General features: G+C 66.9%; 20 protein-coding genes and 1 tRNA gene. 16 read left to right on the top strand and 5 right to left on the bottom strand.

Annotated features, from left to right (window positions below):
- Positions 1-2 precede the first annotated feature (2 nt).
- The 10 genes from G6016_RS07840 to G6016_RS07795 all read left to right on the top strand — a co-directional run bounded on the left by G6016_RS07840 (position 3) and on the right by G6016_RS07795 (position 9,635).
- Positions 3-650: a TIGR02234 family membrane protein gene (locus tag G6016_RS07840; protein ID WP_338403549.1), complete on the top strand. Its 648-nt coding sequence runs from the start codon at positions 3-5 to the stop codon at positions 648-650.
- Between the two features lie 99 nt (positions 651-749).
- On the top strand, positions 750-1,562 hold the full coding sequence (gene trpC / locus G6016_RS07835; RefSeq protein WP_182632107.1) for an indole-3-glycerol phosphate synthase TrpC: 813 nt from the start codon (positions 750-752) through the stop codon (positions 1,560-1,562).
- A 67-nt stretch (positions 1,563-1,629) separates the two neighbouring features.
- Positions 1,630-2,925, top strand: a complete 1,296-nt coding sequence (gene trpB / locus G6016_RS07830) for a tryptophan synthase subunit beta (protein ID WP_182632122.1) — start codon at positions 1,630-1,632, stop codon at positions 2,923-2,925.
- The gene (gene trpA / locus G6016_RS07825; RefSeq protein WP_182632106.1) at positions 2,922-3,713 is read left to right on the top strand and encodes a tryptophan synthase subunit alpha; all 792 of its coding nucleotides are present in this window, start codon (positions 2,922-2,924) and stop codon (positions 3,711-3,713) included. Before trpB ends, trpA begins: the two co-directional genes overlap by 4 nt.
- Entirely contained in the window at positions 3,710-4,696 is a 987-nt protein-coding gene (gene lgt, locus G6016_RS07820; protein WP_182632105.1) for a prolipoprotein diacylglyceryl transferase, read from the top strand. The genes trpA and lgt overlap by 4 nt, the downstream gene beginning before the upstream one ends.
- A gap of 112 nt (positions 4,697-4,808) precedes the next feature.
- Positions 4,809-6,227 (top strand): pyruvate kinase, encoded by a 1,419-nt coding sequence (pyk, locus tag G6016_RS07815; protein ID WP_182632104.1) that lies wholly within the window; start codon positions 4,809-4,811, stop codon positions 6,225-6,227.
- Positions 6,228-6,403: 176 nt separating this feature from the next.
- On the top strand, positions 6,404-7,132 hold the full coding sequence (locus G6016_RS07810; RefSeq protein WP_182632103.1) for a M23 family metallopeptidase: 729 nt from the start codon (positions 6,404-6,406) through the stop codon (positions 7,130-7,132).
- Between the two features lie 170 nt (positions 7,133-7,302).
- A complete protein-coding gene (locus G6016_RS07805) occupies positions 7,303-8,388 on the top strand; it encodes an S-(hydroxymethyl)mycothiol dehydrogenase (protein ID WP_182632102.1) in 1,086 nt (361 codons plus the stop codon).
- The gene (locus G6016_RS07800; RefSeq protein ID WP_182632101.1) at positions 8,385-9,044 is read left to right on the top strand and encodes an MBL fold metallo-hydrolase; all 660 of its coding nucleotides are present in this window, start codon (positions 8,385-8,387) and stop codon (positions 9,042-9,044) included. Before G6016_RS07805 ends, G6016_RS07800 begins: the two co-directional genes overlap by 4 nt.
- Positions 9,045-9,185: 141 nt before the next feature.
- Positions 9,186-9,635 (top strand): SRPBCC family protein, encoded by a 450-nt coding sequence (locus G6016_RS07795; RefSeq protein ID WP_182632100.1) that lies wholly within the window; start codon positions 9,186-9,188, stop codon positions 9,633-9,635.
- A gap of 174 nt (positions 9,636-9,809) precedes the next feature.
- On the opposite strand, the gene G6016_RS07790 is transcribed toward G6016_RS07795, so the two are convergent.
- A tRNA-Leu gene (locus G6016_RS07790) sits at positions 9,810-9,883 on the bottom strand.
- Positions 9,884-10,044: 161 nt separating this feature from the next.
- On the opposite strand from G6016_RS07790, the gene polA reads away from it, so the two are divergent.
- The 4 genes from polA to G6016_RS07770 all read left to right on the top strand — a co-directional run bounded on the left by polA (position 10,045) and on the right by G6016_RS07770 (position 15,589).
- Positions 10,045-12,807 carry a DNA polymerase I gene (polA, locus tag G6016_RS07785; RefSeq protein WP_182632121.1) on the top strand — a complete coding sequence of 921 codons (2,763 nt, stop codon included), beginning with the start codon at positions 10,045-10,047 and terminating at the stop codon, positions 12,805-12,807.
- Between the two features lie 121 nt (positions 12,808-12,928).
- Complete coding sequence (locus G6016_RS07780; RefSeq protein ID WP_182632099.1) at positions 12,929-13,828, top strand: ABC transporter substrate-binding protein; 900 nt, start codon at positions 12,929-12,931, stop codon at positions 13,826-13,828.
- Between the two features lie 7 nt (positions 13,829-13,835).
- Entirely contained in the window at positions 13,836-14,831 is a 996-nt protein-coding gene (locus tag G6016_RS07775; RefSeq protein WP_182632098.1) for an ABC transporter permease subunit, read from the top strand.
- On the top strand, positions 14,828-15,589 hold the full coding sequence (locus tag G6016_RS07770) for an amino acid ABC transporter ATP-binding protein (protein ID WP_277815126.1): 762 nt from the start codon (positions 14,828-14,830) through the stop codon (positions 15,587-15,589). Before G6016_RS07775 ends, G6016_RS07770 begins: the two co-directional genes overlap by 4 nt.
- A 49-nt stretch (positions 15,590-15,638) precedes the next feature.
- Here G6016_RS07770 and G6016_RS07765 read toward each other — a convergent pair whose 3' ends face one another.
- Entirely contained in the window at positions 15,639-16,460 is an 822-nt protein-coding gene (locus tag G6016_RS07765; RefSeq protein WP_241729942.1) for a class I SAM-dependent methyltransferase, read from the bottom strand.
- A gap of 76 nt (positions 16,461-16,536) precedes the next feature.
- Here G6016_RS07765 and rpsA point away from each other — a divergent pair, with 76 nt between their 5' ends.
- A complete protein-coding gene (gene rpsA / locus G6016_RS07760) occupies positions 16,537-18,009 on the top strand; it encodes a 30S ribosomal protein S1 (RefSeq protein WP_182632095.1) in 1,473 nt (490 codons plus the stop codon).
- A 294-nt stretch (positions 18,010-18,303) separates the two neighbouring features.
- On the opposite strand, the gene G6016_RS07755 is transcribed toward rpsA, so the two are convergent.
- Positions 18,304-19,848: a glycoside hydrolase family 183 protein gene (locus G6016_RS07755; protein WP_182632094.1), complete on the bottom strand. Its 1,545-nt coding sequence runs from the start codon at positions 19,846-19,848 to the stop codon at positions 18,304-18,306.
- 62 nt (positions 19,849-19,910) lie between these two features.
- Here G6016_RS07755 and coaE point away from each other — a divergent pair, with 62 nt between their 5' ends.
- The gene (gene coaE / locus G6016_RS07750) at positions 19,911-20,993 is read left to right on the top strand and encodes a dephospho-CoA kinase (RefSeq protein ID WP_182632093.1); all 1,083 of its coding nucleotides are present in this window, start codon (positions 19,911-19,913) and stop codon (positions 20,991-20,993) included.
- Positions 20,994-21,091: 98 nt separating this feature from the next.
- Here coaE and G6016_RS07745 read toward each other — a convergent pair whose 3' ends face one another.
- Complete coding sequence (locus G6016_RS07745; RefSeq protein WP_182632092.1) at positions 21,092-22,693, bottom strand: glycoside hydrolase family 183 protein; 1,602 nt, start codon at positions 22,691-22,693, stop codon at positions 21,092-21,094.
- A 3-nt stretch (positions 22,694-22,696) separates the two neighbouring features.
- Positions 22,697-24,136 (bottom strand): glycoside hydrolase family 183 protein, encoded by a 1,440-nt coding sequence (locus G6016_RS07740; RefSeq protein ID WP_182632091.1) that lies wholly within the window; start codon positions 24,134-24,136, stop codon positions 22,697-22,699.
- Positions 24,137-24,211 lie beyond the last annotated feature (75 nt).

Below are 24,211 nucleotides of genomic sequence, written 5' to 3'. Positions count from 1 at the left end.
CGGTGAATCAGCGCTCCCGACTCATGGTCCCCGTCGTCCTGCTGCTCGTCGGCGCGGCTCTGCTGTGGCTGGCGTCCCGGATGACGTGGCTCGAGGTGGTGGCCTTCAACGATCAATCGGGAGAGGTCGCACGCACGCTCAACGGCAGCGATTGGCAGCCGGCGTTGATGCCACTTGCGCTCGGTGCCGTGGCGGCGATCTTGGCCGTGGCGCTCGTCAGGGGCGTGGGTGCTCGGGTGATCGGGGCGGTCATCGCCCTCCTCGGGGTGGCAGCCGGGGCACTTGTGTGGTCCGCTGTCGGCAGTGTCGACGCTGACCGCGTGCACTCGGTGATCACCAGTAGTGAGGGCCCGGCCCGGACCAATGCGGGCCCGGGGGCCGAGGGCTCGGCGGCGATCCCGGAGTGGTCTCAGATCACGGAGATCTCCACCAGTTCGGCCGGCCCGGCGGTCACCGGAGTGGGAGCACTGGCGTTGCTCGCCGCCGGTGTCGTGGTGATGGTCCGCCCATCGCGTGCCGTTCGCCGCGATGACCGGTACGTGACGCCGGCCGTCCGACGTGAGGAGGCCGCTACAGCTGTCGAGCGTGACCCGGATTCCGGTCGTGACCTGTGGCAAGACCTCGATGAAGGGAACGATCCGACAGTGTGACTTCCGCAACAGGAGTCCCCGATTCGGGAACGCCGCTGCGGCCCTCTATTGTTGATCTCGATCACACTTTTTCCGCCAACTCTGCTGAGGGAGGTCACGGTGGGCACCGTGCTCGACTCGATTCTCGACGGGGTCCGCGAAGACGTCGCGGCCCGCGAGGCGGTTCTCGACCTGCAGTCGGTGAAGAAGGCGGCCAAGTCCGCCCCGCCGCCACGTGACGCGCTCAAGGTACTGCGTGAACCCGGTGTGGGTGTCATCGCAGAGGTCAAGCGTGCGAGCCCGTCCAAGGGGCAGTTGGCCGATATCCCGGATCCTGCGGACCTGGCACGGATGTATGAGGACGGCGGAGCACGGATCATATCCTGCCTGACCGAGGAGCGTCGCTTCAACGGCAGCCTGGCAGATCTCGATTCGGTGCGTCGCGCCGTAGACATTCCTGTATTGCGAAAGGACTTCGTGGTCGGTCCGTACCAGATCCACGAGGCCCGAGCCCACGGAGCGGACCTCGTCCTGCTGATCGTGGCCGCGCTGGAGCAGGAGGCCCTGGTGTCGCTGCTCGACCGCACCGAGTCGCTGGGGATGACAGCTCTGGTCGAGGTGCACACCGAGGAGGAGGCGGACCGTGCCCTGGAGGCCGGTGCGACCGTCATCGGCGTCAACGCCCGCAACCTCAAGACTCTCGAAGTGGACCGGAACGTCTTCTCCCGCATCGCGCCCGGCCTGCCGTCGGATGTGGTGAAGATCGCCGAGTCCGGTGTCCGCGACGCGTCCGATCTGCTCGCGTACGCCAGTGTGGGCGCGGACGCCGTCCTCGTCGGTGAGGGACTGGTGACACAGGGCGATCCGCGCGCCGCGTGTAACGCGCTGGCCACGGCGGGTGCACACCCGTCCTGCCCGCAGGGACCCCGCTAGTCCCCGGCTTCGCGCTTCCGGCAGACTGGGAGATGTGACTTCCAACGATCTGCCACCGATTCCCACGATGGGGGACGTCCTGCGGACCCCCACCGGCAATGAGCCCGATGACAAGGGGCACTGGGGGTTGTTCGGCGGTCGATACGTCCCCGAGGCGCTCATGGCGGTGGTCGACGAGGTGACGGACGCGTACGCCAAGGCACGCGTCGACGAGGAGTTCCTCGCAGAGTTGGACCGGCTCCAGCGCCACTATTCGGGTAGGCCGTCGCCGCTGTATGAGGCCGAGCGGTTCGGCGCCGAGATTGGTGCCCGGGTGTTCCTCAAGCGCGAGGACCTCAACCACACGGGCTCGCACAAGATCAACAACGTGCTCGGCCAGGCACTGCTCGCCAAGCGGATGGGCAAGTCCCGTGTCATAGCGGAGACCGGTGCCGGCCAACACGGGGTGGCCACAGCGACGGCGTGTGCGCTGCTGGGCCTGGAGTGCAAGGTGTTCATGGGCGCGGTCGACGTCCGTCGCCAGGCGCTGAACGTGGCCCGGATGCGACTGCTCGGCGCGGAGGTGGAGGCCGTGGAGATCGGTTCGGCCACTCTCAAGGACGCGATCAACGAGGCCATGCGGGACTGGGTCTCGCGGGCCGATGACACCTATTACGCGTTCGGGACCGCGGCCGGGCCGCACCCGTTCCCGGCGATGGTCCGCGACTTCCAGCGGATCGTTGGCGCCGAGGCGCGCTCGCAGATCCTCGAGCAGGCCGGGCGCCTACCGGACGCGGCGGTCGCCTGTGTCGGCGGCGGGTCCAACGCGATCGGGCTGTTCCATCCTTTCCTCGACGACGAGTCGGTGCGGCTCGTCGGCTGCGAGGCCGGGGGAGACGGGGTCGAGTCTGGCCGGACTGCGGCCACCGTCAACGCCGGTCGACCCGGCGTGTTCCAGGGCTCGTACGCGCACCTCATGCAGGACTCCGACGGCCAGACCATCGAGTCCCATTCCATCTCCGCGGGGTTGGACTACCCGGGGGTCGGGCCGGAGCACTCCTACCTCTCGGAGATCGGCCGCGCGGAGTACCGTCCGGTCACCGATTCCGAGGCCATGGACGCCTTCGCGCAGCTCTGCCGCACCGAGGGGATCATCCCGGCCATCGAGTCGGCACACGCGATCGCCGGCGCCGCGAAGCTCGCCGCCGAGGGGGTCGGAATGATCCTGGTGAATGTGTCCGGCCGAGGTGACAAGGACGTTGACACCGCCGCCAGGTGGTTTGGCCTGTTGGGCGGGGGTGCCCCGCCCGAGGCGGGGGTTGATGCCAATAGGGGCGACGACGACGGCGAGGGTGCCTACGCAGACGGGGGAGTCGAGGGATGAGCGTTCTCAGTGACGTGTTCGAGAAGTGTCGGGCCGAGGGGCGGGCAGCGCTCATCGGCTACTACCCGGCCGGCTTCCCGACCCTGGAGGGCTCGGTCGAGGCCGTCCGGACGATGGTCGCCAACGGATGCGATGTGGTCGAGGTGGGGATCCCGTACTCCGACCCGATGATGGACGGACCCACCATCCAGGCGGCCGCGAACACCGCTCTCGAGGCGGGTTTCCGTGTCGCCGACGTCTTCGAGGTCGTCCGGGCCGTTGCCGAGGCCGGCGCCGTGCCCGCGATCATGAGCTACTGGAATCCGATCCTGCAGTACGGGGTAGAGCGGTTCGCCGCCGACTTCGCCGCAGCAGGCGGGGCCGGGGTCATCACCCCGGACCTCATCCCGGAAGAGGCCGACGAGTGGATCGCGGCCACCGACGAGCACGGGGTCGACCGGGTGTTCCTGGTCGCGCCGTCGTCCACGCCGGAACGCCTCGCCTCGACGTTGGCCCAGACCGGCGGGTTCGTCTACGTCCAGGCGGTCATGGGCGTGACCGGCGCCCGTGACGTCGTCACCGACGCGCCGCGTGTCCTCACCGCCCGGGTCCGCGAGGTCTCCGACCTGGCGTGCGGCGTCGGGCTGGGAGTGCGCAGTGGGGATCAGGCCGCGGAGATCGCCTCGTATGCCGACGGCGTGATCGTCGGCTCCGCGCTCATCACCGCCGCGACCGAGGGGCTCGACGAGTTGGGTCGGCTCACGGCGGAGCTCGCCGAGGGCGTGCGGCGTCCCGGGAGCGCGTCATGATCCCCAGTCCTCCCCAGGGCGTCTGGGAGCTCGGGCCACTGCCGATCCGCGCCTACGCGCTGTGGATCATCCTCGGGATCGTCGTGGCGATCTGGTGGGGAGAAAAACGCTGGGTGGCTCGTGGAGGTAAGGCCGGCGTTGTCATCGACACCGCCCTGTGGGCCATCCCGTTCGGCCTCATCGGCGGCCGCATCTACCACGTCGCCACGGACTGGTACCGCTACTTCGGTGACGGCAAGAACCCCGTCGACGCCTTCAAGATCTGGGACGGCGGACTCGGGATCTGGGGCGCCGTCGCATTCGGTGCACTGGGCGCCTACATCGGCCTGCGACAGCAGGGCATCCGTGCCCTCGGTGCGTTCGGCGACTCGGTGGCACCGGGCATCGTCCTCGCGCAGGGGATCGGCCGCCTCGGCAACTACTTCAACCAGGAGCTGTACGGCCGGGAGACCGACGTCCCGTGGGCCCTGGAGATCTATCAGCGCTACGACGAGGTCTACGGCTACTCACAGACCCTCGGGCGGTCCACGGGACAGGTACTGGCGACCGTTCATCCCACGTTCCTCTATGAGCTGCTGTGGAACGTCCTCGTCGCGATCGTCCTGGTGATCGTCGACCGGAAGTTCCGGCTCGGCCACGGCCGCGTGTTCGCGTTGTACGTGGCCCTGTACTGCTTCGGCCGTTTCTGGGTGGAGTTGCTGCGCGCCGACGAGGCGACCCTGGTGTTCGGGCTACGCATCAACACCATCGTCGCGGTGGTCGTCATGATCGCGGCGCTGATCTACTTCGTGCGCGTTCGCAAGGGCCGCGAGGATCCGTCGGAACTGCGGGCCGCGGGTGACCCCGGGCGGGATTCCGCCGATCCCGACGACACCGCTGCATCGGACACCGCCACCGGTGCCGCCGCCACTGACACCGACGAGACCGGCACCGACACCTCCGGCGCACCCGGCAGGAACTCGGCCTCCGAAAGCTCCGATTAGCCGACATTGACGGGGCGTGCCCGGCCCGAACCGCCGGGCCAGGCACCCCCGTTGGCCGGTCGTTGACGTCCGGTTCACCGGCAGTCCGGTCAGGAGGACTAGATTGGTTGGAGTGAACCGTCGTACGAAGATCGTCTGCACCCTGGGTCCCGCCGTCGCCTCCGAAGCCGGCATACGTGAACTCGTCGACGCCGGAATGGACGTCGCAAGACTCAATTTCAGCCATGGCGAGCACGCTGATCATGAGGCGAACTATCGCTGGGTCCGCCAGGCCTCGGATGAGTCCGGCCGCGCCGTGGGTGTGCTGGCCGACCTCCAGGGGCCGAAGATCCGGCTCGGTCGCTTCATCGAGGGCAGCCACGTCTGGGCTGAAGGTGACCGGGTGGTCATCACCGTCGACGATGTCGAAGGCACCAAGAACCGTGTCTCCACCACCTACAAGGACCTGGCGAATGACGCCCGCCCCGGCGACCGCCTGCTCGTGGATGACGGCAATATCGGTCTGACGGTCGAGAACGTCGAGGGACCGGATGTGCACTGCCTCGTCACCGAGGGAGGCAAGGTCTCCAACAACAAGGGCGTCTCGCTGCCCGGGATGAACGTGTCCGTGCCGGCCCTGAGCGAGAAGGACGTCGCCGATCTGCGTTTCGCGCTCAAGCTCGGGGTGGACTTCATCGCCCTGTCGTTCGTCCGTTCGCCGGCGGACGTCGACCTGGTGCACGAGATCATGGACGAGGTCGGTATCCATGTGCCGGTCATCGCCAAGCTCGAGAAGCCGGAGGCCATCAAGAACCTCGAGTCGATCGTGCTCGCCTTCGACGCGGTGATGGTGGCCCGCGGTGACCTCGGTGTGGAACTGCCGTTGCAGGAGGTCCCGCTGGTCCAGAAGCGGGCCGTCCAGATCGCTCGCGAGAACGCCAAGCCGGTAATCGTCGCAACGCAGATGCTCGAATCGATGATCGGAAACTCTCGTCCGACGCGTGCCGAGGCCTCGGACGTGGCCAATGCGGTGCTCGACGGTGCAGACGCGGTGATGCTGTCCGGTGAGACCTCCGTGGGCAAGTATCCGATCGAGGCGGTCCGGACCATGTCGTCCATCGCGCTCGCGGTGGAGACGGATTCCACCGCGGCGCCGGATCTGGTTCATATCCCGCGCACGAAGCGAGGGGTGATCTCCTACTCGGCCCGCGAGATCGGGGAGCGGCTGGGAGCCAAGGCGCTCGTCGCGGTCACCTCGACCGGCGACACCGTGCGCCGACTGGCACGCCTGCACAGCCACCTTCCGCTGATCGCCGTCACCAGCGACCCCAGGATTCGTAGTCAGCTCGCCCTCACGTGGGGAACGGAGACATTCCTGACGGACCGGATCAATGACACCGCCGAGGTCGTCAAGGTCACCGACGAGATGCTGCTCCCACTCGAGGGATATAACGAGGACGATCTGATCGTGCTCGTCGCCGGCAACGTCCCGGGCGTCGAGGGCTCGACCAACTTCATCCTCGTGCATCGGATGGGCGAAGCCGACCACTGATCACTGCCAGATAACGTCTCGAAGACGCCGGTCAGCACCCCGCTGACCGGCGTTTTTGTACCAGTTTGTTTTTTGGGCGTGACAGCGTCGATATAGTTCTGTTACCTTCTTGGAGGCCACCGGGGAAGCCGGTCGGCCCACTGCTTTACCCCGGAACAGACTTTGAGGTTCTCCTGATGACCGACGCCACTCGTATCACCTTCGCTGAGCTTGCCGACCGTCTCGGCGTTGACGGCTCCGCCTCGGCCGCCGGCCGTCACCGTGCAGTTCGCTCCTCGGCCCGGATGGGCCGTCTCGTCGCGGGTGCCGTTGCCGGCGCCGCACTCTCCGGTGGCGTTGCCATGGCGGCCGCCCCCGCCGCTTCCGCCCAGTCGGCCGAGGTCAACCCTGACCAGCTCGCCGAGATGGCCCAGGGCGTCGTGCAGGGCATCGGACTGACCGACCAGCAGCTGCGCGATTACGCGAACGACTTCGCGATCGATCCGTCGATGCTCGGCTCGCTCGGCATCCCGGGTGTCGGCGGCGCACACGCACCCACTCACGGCCCCATCACCTCGGGCTTCGGACCGCGCTGGGGTACCTTCCACAACGGCACCGACTTCGGAGCGCCCGTCGGAACCCCGATGTACGCAGCGAAGTCCGGCAAGGTCGTCGCCGCGGGCCCCGCCTCCGGGTACGGGCTGTGGATCCGAATCCAGACTGATGACGGTGAGCTGCTCGAGTACGGCCACAACGACGCCAACTACGTCTCGGTCGGACAGCGCGTCAACGCCGGTCAGGTCATCGGCACCGTCGGTAACCGCGGCTACTCGACCGGCCCGCACCTTCACTTCGGCGTGCGCAACGCGGCCGGCCAGTGGATCGACCCGGTGCCGTGGCTTCGCTCCAACGGTGTAGTCGTCTGATAGACGGGTACACATAGCCCCCGGCTCGCATTGACGAGCCCGGTCTCAGAGATCTCTCTCGCGCCCCATCTCCCACCAGGGAGGTGGGGCGCGAACTCGTTGTCACGTCGTGCGTCGGGGCTTTCTGACACAGTGGGGTGGAGCAATCAGATCTAGCGGAGAGGCGATCAATGTCGCAGACCGTCAAGGGCGTTATCGCCCGAAGCAAGGGGGCCGGGGTCGAGTTGGTCGACGTCGTGGTCCCTGATCCCGGACCTAACGATGTCATCGTCCGCGTGCAGGCGTGCGGTGTCTGTCATACCGATCTGGCCTATCGGGACGGTGGCATCAATGATGAGTACCCGTTCCTGCTGGGGCATGAGGCCGCGGGCATCGTCGAGACCGTGGGTGAGCGGGTGACCCATGTCGAGGAGGGTGATTTCGTCGTTCTCAACTGGCGTGCGGTGTGCGGGGAGTGCCGCGCCTGCAAGCGGGGGGAGCAGCAGTACTGTTTCGCCACGCACAATGCGTCTCAGAAGATGACGCTGACCGATGGCACCGAGTTGACGCCGGCGCTGGGTATCGGGGCGTTCATCGACAAGACCCTGGTGCACGAGGGTCAGTGCACCAAGGTTGATCCGGCTGCTGATCCGGCTGTGGCCGGGCTGCTCGGTTGTGGGGTGATGGCCGGGATCGGCGCGGCCGTTAATACCGGTGGGGTGAGCCGTGGTCAGTCCGTTGCCGTCATCGGGTGTGGTGGTGTGGGTGTGGCCGCGATTGTCGGTGCTCGCCTGGCCGGTGCTTCGACCATCGTGGCCGTTGATGTCGATGACACCAAGCTCGAGTGGGCAAAGGACTTCGGTGCCACCCATACGGTCAATTCGAAGGGCACCGACCCCGTTGCGGCGATTCAGGAACTCACGGGCGGTTTTGGCGCGGACGTGGTGATCGATGCGGTTGGTCGACCGGAGACGTACGAGCAGGCCTTCTATGCCCGTGATCTTGCGGGCACGGTTGTTCTGGTGGGTGTTCCGACGCCGGAGATGCGGCTGGAGTTGCCGCTGCTGGACTTCTTCGGTCGTGGTGGTTCGCTCAAGTCGTCCTGGTACGGCGATTGTTTGCCGGAGCGTGACTTCCCGATGCTCGTCGACCTGCACCTGCAGGGCCGGCTCCCGTTGGAGAAGTTCGTGTCCGAGCGGATCGGGATCGATGCCGTTGAGCAGGCCTTCGATGCGATGAAGGCAGGCTCTGTTCTGCGATCGGTGGTGACGTTGTGAACGAGACCTACACCAGCGCCGGATACAGCGGCGGACTTCGTATCGAGAAGGTTGTCACCAGCGGAATTTTCGCGCTCGACGGCGGCGAGTGGGAGGTGGACAACAACATCTGGATACTCGGTGACGACTCCGAGGTGTTCGTGATCGATGCCGCCCACACCGCCCAGCCCGTCATCGACGCGGTGGCAGGACGCACGGTGAAGGGCATCCTGTGTTCCCATGCCCACAATGACCACATCACGGTCGCGCCAGAGCTTTCCGAGAAACTCGACGCCCCGATCCTGGTGCATCCAGGTGATCAGATGCTGTGGGACGAGACCCACCCGGAGGTCACGCACGGTGACCTGTCGGACGGGCAGAAGTTGGAGATCGCGGGAACCCGTATCGACGTGATGAACACTCCCGGGCACTCGCCGGGTTCGTGCGTGTTCCACGTCCCCGAGGCGGGGGTGTTGTTCTCCGGCGACACCCTGTTCTCCGGCGGGCCCGGCGCCACCGGCCGTTCGTACTCGGATTTCCCGACGATCATCACCTCGATCCGTGATCGGATCCTCACCCTGCCCGCCGAGACCCTGGTACACACCGGTCACGGTGACGGCACCAAGGTCGGAGACGAGTCCCCGCACCTGGAGGAGTGGATTCGCCGCGGCCACTAACCGCGGTTGCGGATGCTGTCGCGCACACGGAGGCGGGCAGTCGGGCAGGATGGACACGTCCGACGCGCCCGCCCCGTGGGCGCACGCCCGGTGACCGCCGGGCGAACGCCGATCGGACGTGCCGAGGAGGACCAGAACACCATGGCTAGGGTCACCGCCACCAACACCACCGTCATCGAGGCGCCAGTCGAGGCCGTGACCGCGGCGATCGCCGATTACGCGGGGGTGCGCCCGCGGATCCAGCCGGAGCAGTTCAGTGCCTACCGGCTCATCGAGGGCGGCCAGGGCGAGGGCACTGTCGCCGCGTGGCATCTCCAGGCGACGAAGAAGCGCAGCCGCGACGTCAAGGTGAGCGTGACCGTCGAGCAGGCGTCCGGGCACTGGTCGCTGGTGGAGAAGGACGCCAACTCCACCATGGCCACCACCTACACCGTCCGTGAGGCGACCGGCGGCTCGCTGGTCGAGATGACCACCTCATGGGAAGGCGCTACAGGAGTCGGCGGATTCTTCGAGCGCACTTTCGCCCCCGGCGGTCTGAAGAAGATCCAGCACGAGTTGCTGTCCAACCTCGCCGCCGACCTCAAGGCCTGACGCCGCACGCGGCCGGCAGAGCCGACAGATCGAGCAGACAGTCAACAGCCGCCTGTCCCTCCCGCATAAGCGGGGCGGGAAGGCGGCTGTTGTCGTGGGGCGGTGCCGCCCTGCCGGACCGGGGGCACACAGGGAGTTCAGCGATCTGCTGACTGGATGTCTTGTGACGTCGGGTGCCCCCGGTCGGACTCGAACCGACACTGGACGGGTTTTGAATCCGTTGCCTCTGCCAATTGGGCTACGGGGGCGCGCGGCGAACCGCTGGTGAGAAAGTCTAACCGACGACCCGTGAACGCCTGTCGGATGCCCGCCCTAGAGTGGCTGTGTGAGTACCTCGAGTGAGACCGTGGACGCAGAGACAGTAGACGCAGGAACGACGTCCGGTGATCGGACTGATCCTGCAGCAGAGCTGGAAGCAACGAGCGGCAGCCCCGCACCGGGTGCGGAGGACGGGCCGGCCCGACTCCTGCTGCTGGACGGGCATTCATTGGCGTTCCGCGCGTTCTACGCGCTGCCGGCAGAGAACTTCTCCACCGCGTCAGGGCAGCACACCAACGCGGTCTACGGTTTCCTGTCGATGGTCGCGAACCTCGTCACGGAGGAAAAGCCCACCCACCTGGCGGTCGCCTTCGACGTGTCGCGTGCGACGCTCCACCGCACGGCCGAGTACCCGGAGTACAAGTCCACTCGATCGGCGGCGCCCGAGGAGTTCAAGGGGCAGGTCGAGCTCATCCAGGAGGCGCTCGTAGCGCTCGGTGTGCGGACGCTCTCGCTCGAAGGACATGAGGCGGACGACATCATCGCGACCCTAGCGACACAGACGTCTGACTCGGAGCCGGAGTCGAGCACGTTCATCTGCACCGGTGACCGGGATGCACTGCAACTCGTCACCGACTCGGTCACCGTTCTCTACCCGGTCAAGGGAGTCTCGGAGCTGGCCCGCTACACCCCGGACGCCGTCGAGGCGAAGTACGGCGTCACGCCCACGCAGTACCCGGACGTCGCCGCACTGCGCGGGGACACCTCCGACAACCTGCCGGGCGTGCCCAAGGTCGGTGACAAGACCGCCGCGAAGTGGATCACGCAGTACGGATCGCTGTCCGAGCTCATCGCCCACGCGGACGAGGTCAAGGGCAAGGTCGGCGAGAGCTTCCGAGAGCACCTGCCGCAGGTTCAGCTCAACCGGCGCATCACCGAACTGACGCGCGACCTGGACCTGGGAGTCACGCTAGCCGACCTGATCCGCAATATCCCCGAGCGTGCTGACGTCAACGCGTTGTTCGACCGTCTGGAGTTCGGCCCGCAGGCCCGCGATCGCTTCCTCGGTGCATTCCTCCCGCAGGGCGCGGCCGAGCCTGTTGTGGAATCCGAGCTCGAGCAGGCCTCCGTCCTGCACGCAGGTGAGGTCTCCGATTGGCTGGCCGCCCATGCGCCGGCGGGGAAACGGCACGGCGTCGTCGTCGTCGGACCCTCCGGCCCCGCCCGGGGTGACGCGCAGACCATCACCATCGCCGCCTCCGGCGGCGCCTCGGGCCACATCGACCTGGGCTCGATCGGGCCCGACGACGAGCAGGCACTGACGGCGTGGCTGGCCGATGACGCGGTGACCAAGGCCCTCCACGATGCCAAGGCCGCCACCCACGCTCTCTCCGGCCGTGACCTCACCCTCGGCGGGGTCACCATGGACGTGGCGCTCGCCGCCTACCTGGTCCGCCCCGGGCAGCGCAGTTACGGACTGTCCGAGCTGTACCAACGACATCTCCAGCGGGAACTGCCCGAGGTCGAGTCGGGGGAGAAGCAGCTCTCGTTGCTCGACGAGGAGGACGATGCCGCAGCCGAGCAGAAGAACGCCGACGCCGCCGCGACCCGAGCCCGGGCCGTACTGGACCTCGCCGACCGTCTCGACGTGGAACTCGATCAGGTTCACGGAGCCGGACTGCTCGCCGAGATGGAACTCCCGCTCGTGCCGGTGCTGGCGCGCATGGAGGAGCGCGGGATCGCCGTTGACGGTGCCGCGCTGGACGACCTGCGCGACGGGTTCGCCGACCGAGGTCGGCAGGCGCAGGACGCCGCCTATGCGGCAATCGGCGGCGAGCAGATCAACCTCGGCTCGCCCAAGCAGTTGCAGGTCGTACTGTTCGAAACCCTCGGGATGCCGAAGACCAAGAAGACCAAGACCGGCTACACGACCGACGCCAAGGCGCTCGAGGATCTGCTGTCCAAGGAGACCGGGGAGACCCCGGGGCGCGCATTCCTTGAGGCGCTGCTGCTGCATCGCGAAACCACCAAGATGCGCACGACGGTCGAAGGCCTGATCAAGACGATCGGCGACGATCGCCGTATCCACACCACCTTCAACCAGACCGTCGCCGCCACCGGGCGACTGTCCTCGACCGATCCGAACTTGCAGAACATCCCCGTCCGAACCGAGGACGGTCGACGCATCCGCAAGGCGTTCATCGTGGGTGAGGGCTATGACTGCCTCCTCACCGCCGACTACAGCCAGATCGAGATGCGCGTGATGGCGCACCTGTCCGGCGACGAGGGGCTCATAGAGGCGTTCCGGACGGGCGAGGATCTGCATTCGTTCGTGGGGTCGCGGGCGTTCGGAGTGCCGATCGACGAGGTCACCCCGGAGCTGAGGCGCCGGGTCAAGGCCATGAGCTACGGGCTGGCCTACGGGCTCAGCGCATTCGGTCTGGCCGCACAGCTCGGGATCAGCCAGGGTGAGGCACGCGAACAGATGGACGCCTACTTCGCCCGGTTCGGCGGGGTGCGCGACTACCTTCAGGCCGTGGTCGAGCAGGCGCGTCGGGACGGGTACACCGAGACGCTGTTCGGTCGGCGCCGCTACCTGCCGGAGCTCAACTCGGACAACCGGCTTAAGCGGGAGAACGCGGAGCGGGCCGCGCTCAACGCGCCGATCCAGGGGACCGCTGCCGACATCATCAAGGCAGCCATGCTGAAGGTTGACGCCGATCTGACTGAGCGCGGGCTGACCAGCCGACTCCTGCTGCAGGTGCATGACGAGCTCGTCGTGGAAATCGCTGAGGGGGAGCTGGATGAAGTGCGCGACCTGGTGGTCGACCACATGTACTCGGCGATCGAACTCGACGTGCCACTTGACGTGTCGACCGGCATCGGACCCGACTGGGACTCGGCCGCGCACTGACCGGGTCCGGAGCAATTAACTCGGCGGACACCGGGTCGATACGGCCAGTTCGTTTTGTCGGGGTCCCCGCATGCCCTAGGTTCATTGCAGATTCGGCTAACTACGCCTGAAAGGCCCTGCCATGACCTTTTCTTCACGGCGCGGTGTTCGTGCCGCCCTGGCCATGTCCGCCACCGCAGCTCTTGTGCTCGCCGGTTGCACCACCAACACCGAAGGGACCGAGGAAGCCACCGAGTCCCGTGAAGAGGTGACGGTCGAGGTAGACGACGAGATCGCTGAGCTCGTCCCCGCGGAACTGCGCGAGCGCGGGGTGATCGTGATCGGGACGAACACGCCGTACGCGCCCAACGAGTTCAAGAACGAGAACGGCGAGATCGTCGGATTCGACATCGACGTGATGGACGCCGTCGCCGCGGTGATGGGGCTGGAGGCCGACTTCCGCGAGTCGGACTTCGAGAAGATCATCCCGGCGATCGAGGGCGGCACCATGGACATGGGCGCCTCCTCGTTCACGGTTAATGCGGAGCGGCTCGAGACCGTCGACTTCGTGACCTACTTCGAGGCCGGCATCCAGTGGGCCGCCGCGGCGGGCAGCGACGTGGACCCCGATGACGCCTGCGGGCTGAGCGTCGCGGTTCAGCGCACGACCGTCTCCGATCAGGAGGATGTGCCCGCGCGTAGCGAGGCCTGCGTGGCGGCGGGTAAGCCGCCGATCGAGAAGGTCCAGTTCGACACCCAGGACGAAGCCTCTACAGCCGTGGCGTTGGGCAAGGTCGACGCGATGTCGGCGGACTCGCCGATCTCCGCGTATGCGGTCAAGCAGTCCGACGGCAAGATGCAGCTCGTCGGAGAGGTGTTTGATTCCGCCCCGTACGGCTGGCCCGTGCGTAAGGGCAACGAGTTGGCCGTCGCCCTCGAGGCCGCCGCGAACAAGCTCATCGAGTCCGGTGACTTCGAGACCATCGCCACCAACTGGGGTGTCGAGAACGGGATGATCTCGCAGTCCGAGATCCGGAAGTGATCGCCCGGTGAGCAGTACTGGAACAGGTGCCGAGGCCTCGACCGAGGCCTCGGCACCGGAGCCGATCAAGGCGGTGCCGCTGCGGCATCCCTGGCGATGGGTCTCCGCCGCCGTCGTCCTCGTCCTGGTGTTCTTGTTCATCTGGGGTGCCGCTACCAATCCGGCCTACGGGTGGGGCACCTACGGCCGTTACCTGTTCGACACCCGCTTCGGTACGGCGGCGTTCTACACCATCGCACTGACCCTGCTGTCGATGGTCTTGGCCGTCATTCTCGGCGTCATCCTCTCCGTCATGAGGATGAGCAGCAACCCGGTCCTCAAGTCGGTTGCCTGGGTCTACCTCTGGATCTTTCGAGGGACGCCGGTCTACGTCCAGTTGCTCTTCTGGGGACTGGTCTTCACCATCTATCGGCAGGTCCAGTTCGGAATCCCCTTCACCGATATCCAGTTCATCCGGTTCGACGACACCATGGTCCTCTACTCAGCGTTCTGGCTTGCCGTGGTGGGCCTGGCGATGAACGAGGCCGCCTACATGGCGGAGATCGTGCGCGCGGGCATCTCGTCGGTGCCCGAAGGGCAGGCCGAAGCATCGACTGCGCTCGGGATGACGTGGGGGCAGACCATGCGTCGGACCATCCTGCCGCAGGCGATGCGGGTCATCATCCCGCCCACCGGCAACGAGTTCATCTCCATGCTCAAGACGACCTCGCTCGTGGTGGCGATCCCGTTCTCCGGCGAGCTCTACGGACAGGCTCGCGATATTTCGGGAGTTAATTTCGAACCCATCCCGCTGCTACTCGTGGCGGCCACCTGGTACCTGGTCATCACCAGCGTCCTGATGGTGGGTCAGCACTTCCTCGAGAAGCGCTTCTCCCGCGGCGCCACCAGACAACTGACCGGCAAGCAGTTGGCGGCTCTCGCCGACGCGGACGGTCTGACCCCGTCGGGCCTCGCCGCCGTCGAACAGACCGGGCCCACCGACCCGACCGGAGGGAAACCATGACGCCGATGATCAAGGCAGATCAGGTCTGCAAGAACTTCGGGTCCCTGCAGGTGCTCAAGGGCATCGACCTCGAAGTAGGTTCCGGTGAGGTGCTGTGCCTCGTCGGGCCGTCCGGATCGGGCAAGTCGACGTTCCTGCGCTGCATCAACCACCTGGAAAAGGTGAATGCCGGCAGGTTGTACGTCGACGGTGAATTGGTGGGCTACCGCCAGAAGGGCGACAAGCTCTACGAGATCTCGCCGAAGCAGGCCGCCCGGCAGCGCCGGGACATCGGGATGGTGTTCCAGCACTTCAACCTCTTCCCGCATCGCACCGCACTCGAGAACGTCATCGAGGCGCCGATCCTGGTGAAGGGCGAGTCCCGGGCCGAGGCCACGAAGCGAGGCCGAACGCTGCTGGAGAAGGTCGGACTGTCGGCGAAGGTTGACGCGTACCCGGCGCAACTCTCGGGCGGCCAACAGCAGCGTGTGGCTATTGCGCGAGCATTGGCGATGGAACCGAAGCTGATGTTGTTCGACGAGCCCACGTCCGCGCTCGACCCGGAACTGGTCGGGGAGGTGCTCTCGGTGATGCGAGACCTCGCCGAGGCTGGAATGACGATGGTCGTGGTCACCCACGAGATGGGATTCGCCCGGGAGGTCGCAGACGCTGTTGCCTTCATGGACAACGGAGTGGTCGTCGAGGCGGGTCAGCCGGATCAGGTCCTGGGGGCTCCGACGCATCAGCGGACCCGGGATTTCCTGTCGAAGATCCTCTAGACAGTCTCCGCACGACCCCATTCCGGTGCATCGCCGGGGTGGGGTCGGGTCAGGGGAGAGTGGCGACGAAGATCGCGGTGCCGGGGAAGATCTCCCCACGCAGAGGACTCCACTGTCCCCACTCGCGCTCGAGCCACTCCGGCCATTCGGGCTCGATGAGGTCCTGCACGAGAAAACCGGCGGCGACGAGCTCCCGGATGCGGTCGCCGACCGTCCGGTGGTGTTCGACGTAGGTGAGCTCGCTGCCGTCGCCGTACTCGGCGTATGGAGATCGGTCGAAGTACGGGAACACCGCGACCAGGCCCTCCACCCCGGGATCATCGCGGAAAATCCACCGCATCGGATGATTGACCGAGAAAACGAAGCGGCCGCCGGGGCGGATGACCCGTGCGGCCTCTGTCATCACTCCGGCCGAATCCGCGACGAACGGGATTGCGCCGAAGGCGGAAAAGGCGACGTCGAAGCTATTGTCGGCAAATGGCAGACGGCCCGCGTCGGCCTGGATCAGTGGAACTTCCGCAGCCGGGCCCGTCGATTGGGCGGCGGCCTCGGCGCCCACGCGGAGCATGCCGGAGGAGAGGTCAAGGGCTACGGACCGGGCGCCACGGCCGGCCAGCCAGCGTGAACACGGTGCCGACCCGCACCCTATTTCCAGCACGTCGAGGCCGTTCACGTCGCCCAAAAGGTGCCAGTCACCTTCGTGAAGACCCTCGGGGCACCATACGAACTCGCCGTCAGGGGACCGGGCGCCGAGAAAGTCCCCATGGGTCTCGTGATAATCGTCAGCTTCCGAATCCCACCACGTTCGGGACGCGCGGACAGACTCTCCATGTCCAGGGGGGTTTGTGGACGTCACGCTGGAAGCGTACAGTTGACGGTCGCGTGCGTACACGCCCGCGTTTTCCCGTCCACCTACGATTCCTATCCACCTCGGAGCATCCCACCCTATGACCACCAACACCACGTCCCCGCAGGTAGCCGTCAATGACATCGGCTCTGCTGAGGACTTCCTCGCCGCAATCGACGCCACGATCAAGTACTTCAATGATGGTGACATCGTCGAGGGCACGATCGTCAAGGTCGACCGCGACGAGGTTCTGCTCGACATCGGCTACAAGACCGAGGGTGTGATCCCCTCCCGCGAGCTGTCCATCAAGCACGATGTCGACCCGGGTGAGGTCGTCGAGGTGGGCGACGAGGTCGAGGCCCTCGTCCTCACCAAGGAGGACAAGGACGGCCGTCTGATCCTGTCCAAGAAGCGCGCCCAGTACGAGCGCGCCTGGGGCACCATCGAGGAGCTCAAGGAGAAGGACGAGGCCGTCAAGGGCACCGTCATCGAGGTCGTCAAGGGCGGCCTCATCCTCGACATCGGCCTCCGTGGCTTCCTCCCGGCATCGCTGGTGGAGATGCGCCGCGTCCGCGACCTGCTGCCCTACGTGGGCAAGGAGCTCGAGGCCAAGATCATCGAGCTGGACAAGAACCGCAACAACGTCGTGCTCTCGCGCCGTGCGTGGCTCGAGCAGACCCAGTCCGAGGTCCGTTCCGAGTTCCTGCACCAGCTGCAGAAGGGCCAAGTCCGCAAGGGCGTCGTGTCCTCGATCGTCAACTTCGGTGCGTTCGTGGACCTCGGCGGCGTCGACGGCCTCGTCCACGTCTCCGAGCTGTCCTGGAAGCACATCGACCACCCGTCCGAGGTCGTCGAGGTGGGCCAGGAGGTCACCGTCGAGGTCCTCGACGTCGACCTGGATCGCGAGCGCGTCTCGCTCTCGCTGAAGGCCACCCAGGAGGATCCGTGGCGGCACTTCGCCCGGACCCACGCGATCGGCCAGATCGTCCCGGGCAAGGTCACCAAGCTCGTCCCGTTCGGTGCGTTCGTTCGCGTCGAGGAGGGCATCGAGGGCCTGGTGCACATCTCGGAGCTGGCGGAGCGCCACGTGGAGGTCCCGGACCAGGTCGTGTCGGTCGGCGACGACGCCATGGTCAAGGTCATCGACATCGACCTCGATCGTCGTCGTATCTCGCTCTCGCTGAAGCAGGCGGACGAGGACTACACCGAGGAGTTCGACCCGTCGAAGTACGGCATGGCCGACAGCTACGACGAGGCCGGCAACTACATCTTCCCCGAGGGCTTCGACCCCGAGACCAACGAGTGGCTCGAGGGCTTCGAGAAGCAGCGTGAGGAGTGGGAGGCCCGGTACGCCGAGGCCGAGCGTCGTCACAAGATGCACACGGTTCAGATCGAGAAGGGCCGTGCCGCTGCCGCTGAGGCCGCCGAGGCCGCACCGACCAACTACTCGTCGGAGTCCGCCCCGGCCGCACGCCCGGCCGCCGAGGCCAGCCCGGCCGAGTCGACTGGCGGTTCGCTGGCATCGGACGAGCAGCTCGCCGCCCTGCGAGCGAAGCTGGCCGGCGGCGAGTGATTCTCGCTGCCATGAGGCGCTAGCCGTCTCGTAGCACGGTGCAACGGCCCCGGCCACGCTCCACCTCGAGTGGAGCGCAGGCCGGGGCCGTGCTCTATTTCCCGGGTAGCCGGGCGCTCGATGTCGCGCGCTATAGATGTGTGGACACCGGGGAGATCACGGTGGTGGACAGCTTCGACCTCGCTGACCGAGGCGCCGTGAGAAGCCATATGGCCCCGGTTGACGCACGAACTCACCGGCGTCCGGGGCGCTATCCCCGGACGCCGGTGTGTAGTTGGTCGTGCGGACTTACGGTCAGCGTCCCGCTGGCTCCGCAGCCGGCTCGGCTGCTGCAGGGGCGACCTCGGCGACCTCTTCGAGCTTCTGCTCGTCGATCACACCCTCGTCGTCGATCACGCCGGCCTCGACGGCATCGGTCACCTTGACCCGGGACTCCACGACGGTGTGCGTATCTGAGTTGGGGGCCTGGAAGTTGAACTTGCTGAGGTCTGTACGCAGAAGGAAGACGTTGTAGGCGTCCCACGTCGACAGTGTGTAGTAGAGATGCTCACCGTCCGAGGTGATCGATGCCGGGTGGATCATCGGCGCGTAGGCGTTGGGGAACATCCGACGGTCCACGAGGGTCTGGGGCGGGGACCAGGGGCCCTGCGGCTCGTTGGCCACCCGCATGGAGACGACGCCGGACGCCATCGAGGTGAGCGCGACGAACTTGCCCAGGTGCTCGTTGTAGGAGACCGACAGCTCCTCGACCGGGCGCGGCAGGATTTCGTGACCGGTGGGCTCATCGGCCCAGGTCGTGCCGCCCGCGAACCATTCGTAGGCGTCGGGGTCCTCGACGTTCTCGATCTTCACGCGGGCGATCGTGGCGGGGCCGCGTCGCCCGGACGGGGTCATGTACTCGTACAGGTAGCCGTCATGTTCGACGAACGCGCTCATCTGCATGCCGTACCAGCCATCGGCATCGACCGGGGGCAGGTTCTCGGGCGTGGCAGGCGGGACGAAATCGACCGATCCGTTCCACTTGTTGAAGTCGGTGACCCGTCGCATCGAGTCGGTGAGTACCTCCCAGGTGGTTCCGTCGTCCTCGGAGCGGACCAGCGCGGAGTAGTTGGTGTTCCAGCCACCCGGCGCGTTCCAGTCCCGAACGGACATGACGCGCATGTACATGGTGTCGCCGAGGCTGATCGCGGCGGTGGGGATCACCGTCACCTCGCCCACGCCGTTGGCCTGGTGCGCGCCCTGGACCAGCGCGGCGGCGTAGCCATTGTTGTCCTTGGGGCGTGCGCCCGTGATCTTCAAACCGTCGGTGGGGACGCCACTCTGGGCGGTGAGCATGACGTTGGAACGCCAGTCATTGCCGCTCGGCACGCAGTCGCCGAAGGTGTCGCCGAACATCACCATGGTTTCATTGCCATGGTTGAACATGATCCCGAGGTCGGTGCCGTAGATGTTGTACGTCGAATCGGTCTTGGCGGGGCTGGTGGGGCCGGTGACGAGCTGCAGCACGGACGTGGCGCCCTTGAGGACTGGAATCGTGCCCTGATCGCTGGTGATCCACCGGGGGAATTCGCGTATGGACGAGGCGGCGGTGCCGGCCACGGAGTTCGCGGCGTTCGCGAGAGATCCGGTGGTCATGTTCACCCCCAGGGAGTTCGGGGCGAAGTTGCCGAGGAAGTTGTTGCACGGTCCACTCTGGGAGCCGGTGGAGCCCGCCGATCCCAGTGACCCTGCGGACCCTGAAGATTGAGCAAGTGAGGTGGCGGGTGCGATCAGTGCGGTCGACATAGAGGCGACGGACAATGCAGCGAGTAGGCCTGTGGCGAAAGACTTTCGAGACATAAGTGTGACTTTATAGAAATATCGCTGGAAGGTACACCCCTGCGGTCACTTAGACTCCAGTCATGCTGATGGTGGGTCTGACCGGTGGTATCGGTGCCGGCAAGTCAACGGTGACCGCGGTTCTCGAGGAAGCCGGGGCGGTGATTGTGGATGCCGACAAAATCGCGCGCGAAGTCGTGCAGCCGGAATCGCCGGGCCTCGCGATGTTGGTCGCGGAGTTCGGGGAAGGGATCCTCGGACAAGACGGGTCGCTGGACAGGGCGGCTCTCGCCTCGCTGGCGTTCGTGGACGCCGACCGCACGGCCGCTCTCAATGCGATCACACATCCACTGATCGGTCAGCGCACCGCAGAACTGTTCACCGCCGCGCCACAGGACGCGATCGTCGTGCACGATATGCCGCTTCTCGTGGAGGGCGGGCTGACGCCGGGCTACCACCTCGTCGTCGTCGTCGACACGCCGGCGGACATCCGACTGGAGCGACTGGTGGGGCAGCGCGGAATGCCGGAGGATGATGCCCGCGCACGGATGTCGCGGCAGGCGACCGACGAGCAACGCAGGGCTGTCGCGGACGTTCTCATCGACAACTCGGGGGAGCGCGAAGCCGTCGTGGAGGCCACGCGCGCCCTGGTCGAGTCCCGGTTGGTTCCGTTCGAGCACAACCTGCGGACCGCGACCCCGGTGATCGGAGACCGGACGGTCGTCCCGTTCCGTCCCGAGTGGGCGGCGGAGGCGGAGAGGGCGACAGCGCGAGTGCGGCACATCCTCGGTGAGGTCGCGGTACGGATCGACCACGTCGGACCGACCTCCGTGGGAGACCTCGATGCGCCGGACATCATCGACCTGCAGGTCACCGTCCGCGATGAGACGGGGGAGGACTCAGCGCTGCGAATGCTCCGCGACGCGGGATGGGTGCGCGACACGACCAGCGTTCGACCGCTGTTCCACTGGTGCGACCCCGCCCGGCCCGTCGAATTGTCGGTCATCGCGGAGGACGACCCGGAGCACGAATTCTCCCTGATGATGGCCGAGGTGATCGCCGACGACCCCTCTGCCCGCACCGAGTATGCGGAGATCCTCCAGCGCGCGGACCGAGAGGAAACCCGGCAGTGGGAGCGCGCACGGTGCGGCGCCTCGCGGTCGTGACCGTAGGCGTAGCCGCAGTCGGCGACTGACGCCCGCACACAGCAACAAACAACTGGAGGCCCGGCGTCATGCCGGGCCTCCAGTTGTCTTTCAGGGTGTCATTCGGTGGGGACGATTCCGTTCTCGAGCTCGGAGATCGGCACCTGTCGCACCACCTCGGTCTCGGCGGGAACGTCGTCGGAGGCTCGTCGCAGGGCGGAGGACGCCGGGAAGAGCGAATCCAGGTCGGTGCGCACCAGGAACACGTTGTAGGCGTTCCAGGTGGTGACCAGGTAGTACAGGTCGCCTTCCTGCGCCCACGGATGCATGAACCCTCCGTAGACGCCGGGCAGCATGGAGTAGTCGATCAACGTGGTGGTGGGGCTCCACGGTCCCTCGGGGCTGTCGGCGGTGCGCACGACGATGGAGTCAAAGCCGCGGGAGTACATGGCGACGTACTTGCCCAGATGCTCGTTCCACATCGTCGACAGCTCACTCGCGGGCGCCGAGATCACGGTCGTGGCGTCCTCGATATCGGAGACCCACTTCCCGGCGTCACCATCCCAGTACTCGTAGCCAGCCGGGTCGAGAACCCCGGACAGGAGCACGTCGTCGGCGACGTTCTCGTCGTCCAGTTCGTCGGTGGTCGGGGAGTCGGCCATCGCGACGCGGGCCACGATGGCCGCACCCTGACGGCCCGACGGCGTCAGGTACTCGTACAGGTAGTCGCCATCGTCGTCGTTGCCCTTGACGAACGAGCTCATCTGGGCGCGCTTCCAGTCGCTGTCGACGCCGGGTGCGCCGTCGCCGACCGGGACCGCATCGGTGATCGGCCGGGCGAGCTCGGGGACCGGGGTCCAGTTCTCCCCGTTGTCGGTGGAGTAGGCCATCCCGGAGTAGTTGGTGGTCCACGATCCGGGCTGGCCCCAGCGCGCCACGGACATGTAGCGCAGGTACTGGACCCCGTTGACGGAGATGCCCGCGGTGGGGATGATCGTCACCTCGCCGGGCTGGTCGATGCGGGGGATGATCGACTTGGCGAGGTTGTCGGAGTCCATCGCGGCCGAGTCGATGGTGATGCCGTCGGTGAGATCAGCGTCGCCGGAGCGGAACAGGACGTTGGAGCGCCACTGGTTCCCCGGGATGCTGCAGTCGCCCATGGTGTCGCCGAAGGCCAGGAGGATCTCGGGGTCGGCGGTATTGCCGTTGTCCCACATGATGCCCAGGTCGGTGCCCGCGACGCCGAACCTGGCGATCGACTCCGTGGGGCTGGTGGGGCCGGTGACCAGCTGCAGGAACTGGGTGGGGCCGCGCAGGACGGGCACGGTGCCCTCCTCGCCGGTGATCCACGGTGGCATCCCGTACACGGAGCCGATCATCGGATCGAGCGACCCGGAGAGCCCGTTGCCGAGGGACCCGGTCTCGAGCTCCTGTATCAGAGATCCCGAGCGATCGGCCGAGCCCAGCGATCCGGACACCGAGCCCAGGGAACCGGAATCCCCGGAGGAGCCGAGGGACCCCAGGGAGCCGGTGGCCATGCCGGCCCCGGTCCGGTGCTCGAGCAGCGAGCCGAAGTTGCCGAACATCTCGCTGCAGGGTCCGGCGTTGGCCGTGCCAGCACCGAGGGTGCTGACGACGGTCACCGTGGCGGCGGCGGTCACGGCCGCCGCCACGGCGGAGGTGAGACGCCGGGCTGGTGAGGGGGAGAGGGGGCGGGTCATGTACTAGGCCTCCGGGATGGGGATTCGGTCGACGAGGACGGTCTCGCCGGTGTCTGCGGGGTCGGGGGAGTCGGGGGTCCACGTGTCCGCCCCGCGCATGCGGGGATCGGGAAGGGACCGGGCGGGGAGCTCGCGCAGGTCGGTCTTCATGAGGAAGACGTTGTAGGCGTCCCAGGTGGACAGCGTGAAGTACAGATCATCGCCGTTCGCCTCGATCGCGGGGCTCCAGGGGTGTGCAAAGGCCCCGTACAGGGTGGGCAGGTGCTCGAAGGACAGGAGGGTGTCCTTGCCGGACCAGTCGCCCTCGGGGGACGGGGCCTGCCGCATCACCACGTCGTTCTTCTCGTCGGTGTACAGCGCGATGAACCTGCCCAGGCGCGGGCTCCAGGTGACCGAGAGCTCACTGACCCTGCCGTCGAGGACGACCTCCGCCTCGTTCTGCTCGGTTACCCAGCCGGTGCCGTCCCAGTACCGGTAGGCGTCCATGTCCTCGATCTGCGCCTCGGGCACCCGGGCGAGGATCGCCGAGCCGTTGCGGCCCGACGGGGTGAGGTACTCGTAGACGTGACCGTCGTGCTTGAGGAAAGCGCTCATCTGGCCGGCCACGTGGTGGGAGTGCGCGGGCGCGAGCTCGGCCGGGACCAGGGCGCGGTTCCCGGTCCCGGTGCGTGCGGTGCCGCCTACGGGGATCCATGTGTCCCCGTTGTCGGTGGACCTGGCCAGGGCCGAGTAGTTGGTGGTCCACTCGCCGGGGGCGCCCCAGGCCTCGACGGACATGTAGCGCAGGTACTGGGTGGTGCCCACGGCCACGCCCGCGGTGGGGATCACCGTGGTCTCGCCGGGCTGGTCGGTGCGGGGGAGGATCGACGCGGCCATGCCGGGGCCCTCCATGGGGGCGTCGTCGACGCGCATGCCGTCCGCCAGGTCGCGGTCGGAGGAGCGGAACAGGATGTTGCTGCGCCACTCGTCGCCGTCCACGCTGCAGTCGCCCATGGTGTCGCCGAGCGCCATGTGCACCTGGTCGGTGCCGCCCGCGCCTCCGTTCTCCCACAGGATGCCCAGGTCGGTGCCTGTGATCCCGAAGCGCTCGACCGTGTCGTTGGGGCTGGTGGGGCCGGTGAGGAGTTCGACGGTGGTGGTGCGTCCCTCCAGCACGGGGATGTAGCCGGACTCGCCGTTGTGCCACGGGGTTGCGGGGGTCGACGGGGCGAGCGGGGAGCCCCCGGAGCCGCTCGAGCCGCTCCCGCTGCCCCCGCCTGTGGCGGTCGGGGGCCAGGGGTCGCACGGGGCGGCCGCGGCGATCGGCGCGGCGAGGGTGAGAAGCCCGACCACGAGGGAGGTGGCGGTGGTCGTGGCCACGATCCGCGCGCCGGGGCGGCGCCCGAGGTCGAAAATATGACGACGACGACGAGGCTCGCCAGTCAGGCGAGGTTCACTATTCATGGGGCTTCTCCAGGACGGCGGGCCAGAGTGGCACGGATCATGGCAAGCGTAATGGCTGAGAGCGGCCAGACGTAA

The sequence above is a fragment of the Dietzia aerolata genome (assembly GCF_014144865.1).
Lineage (GTDB): Bacteria > Actinomycetota > Actinomycetes > Mycobacteriales > Mycobacteriaceae > Dietzia > Dietzia aerolata.
Note: the sequence above shows the minus strand (reverse complement) of the source record. Positions and strands in the feature narration are given on the sequence as shown.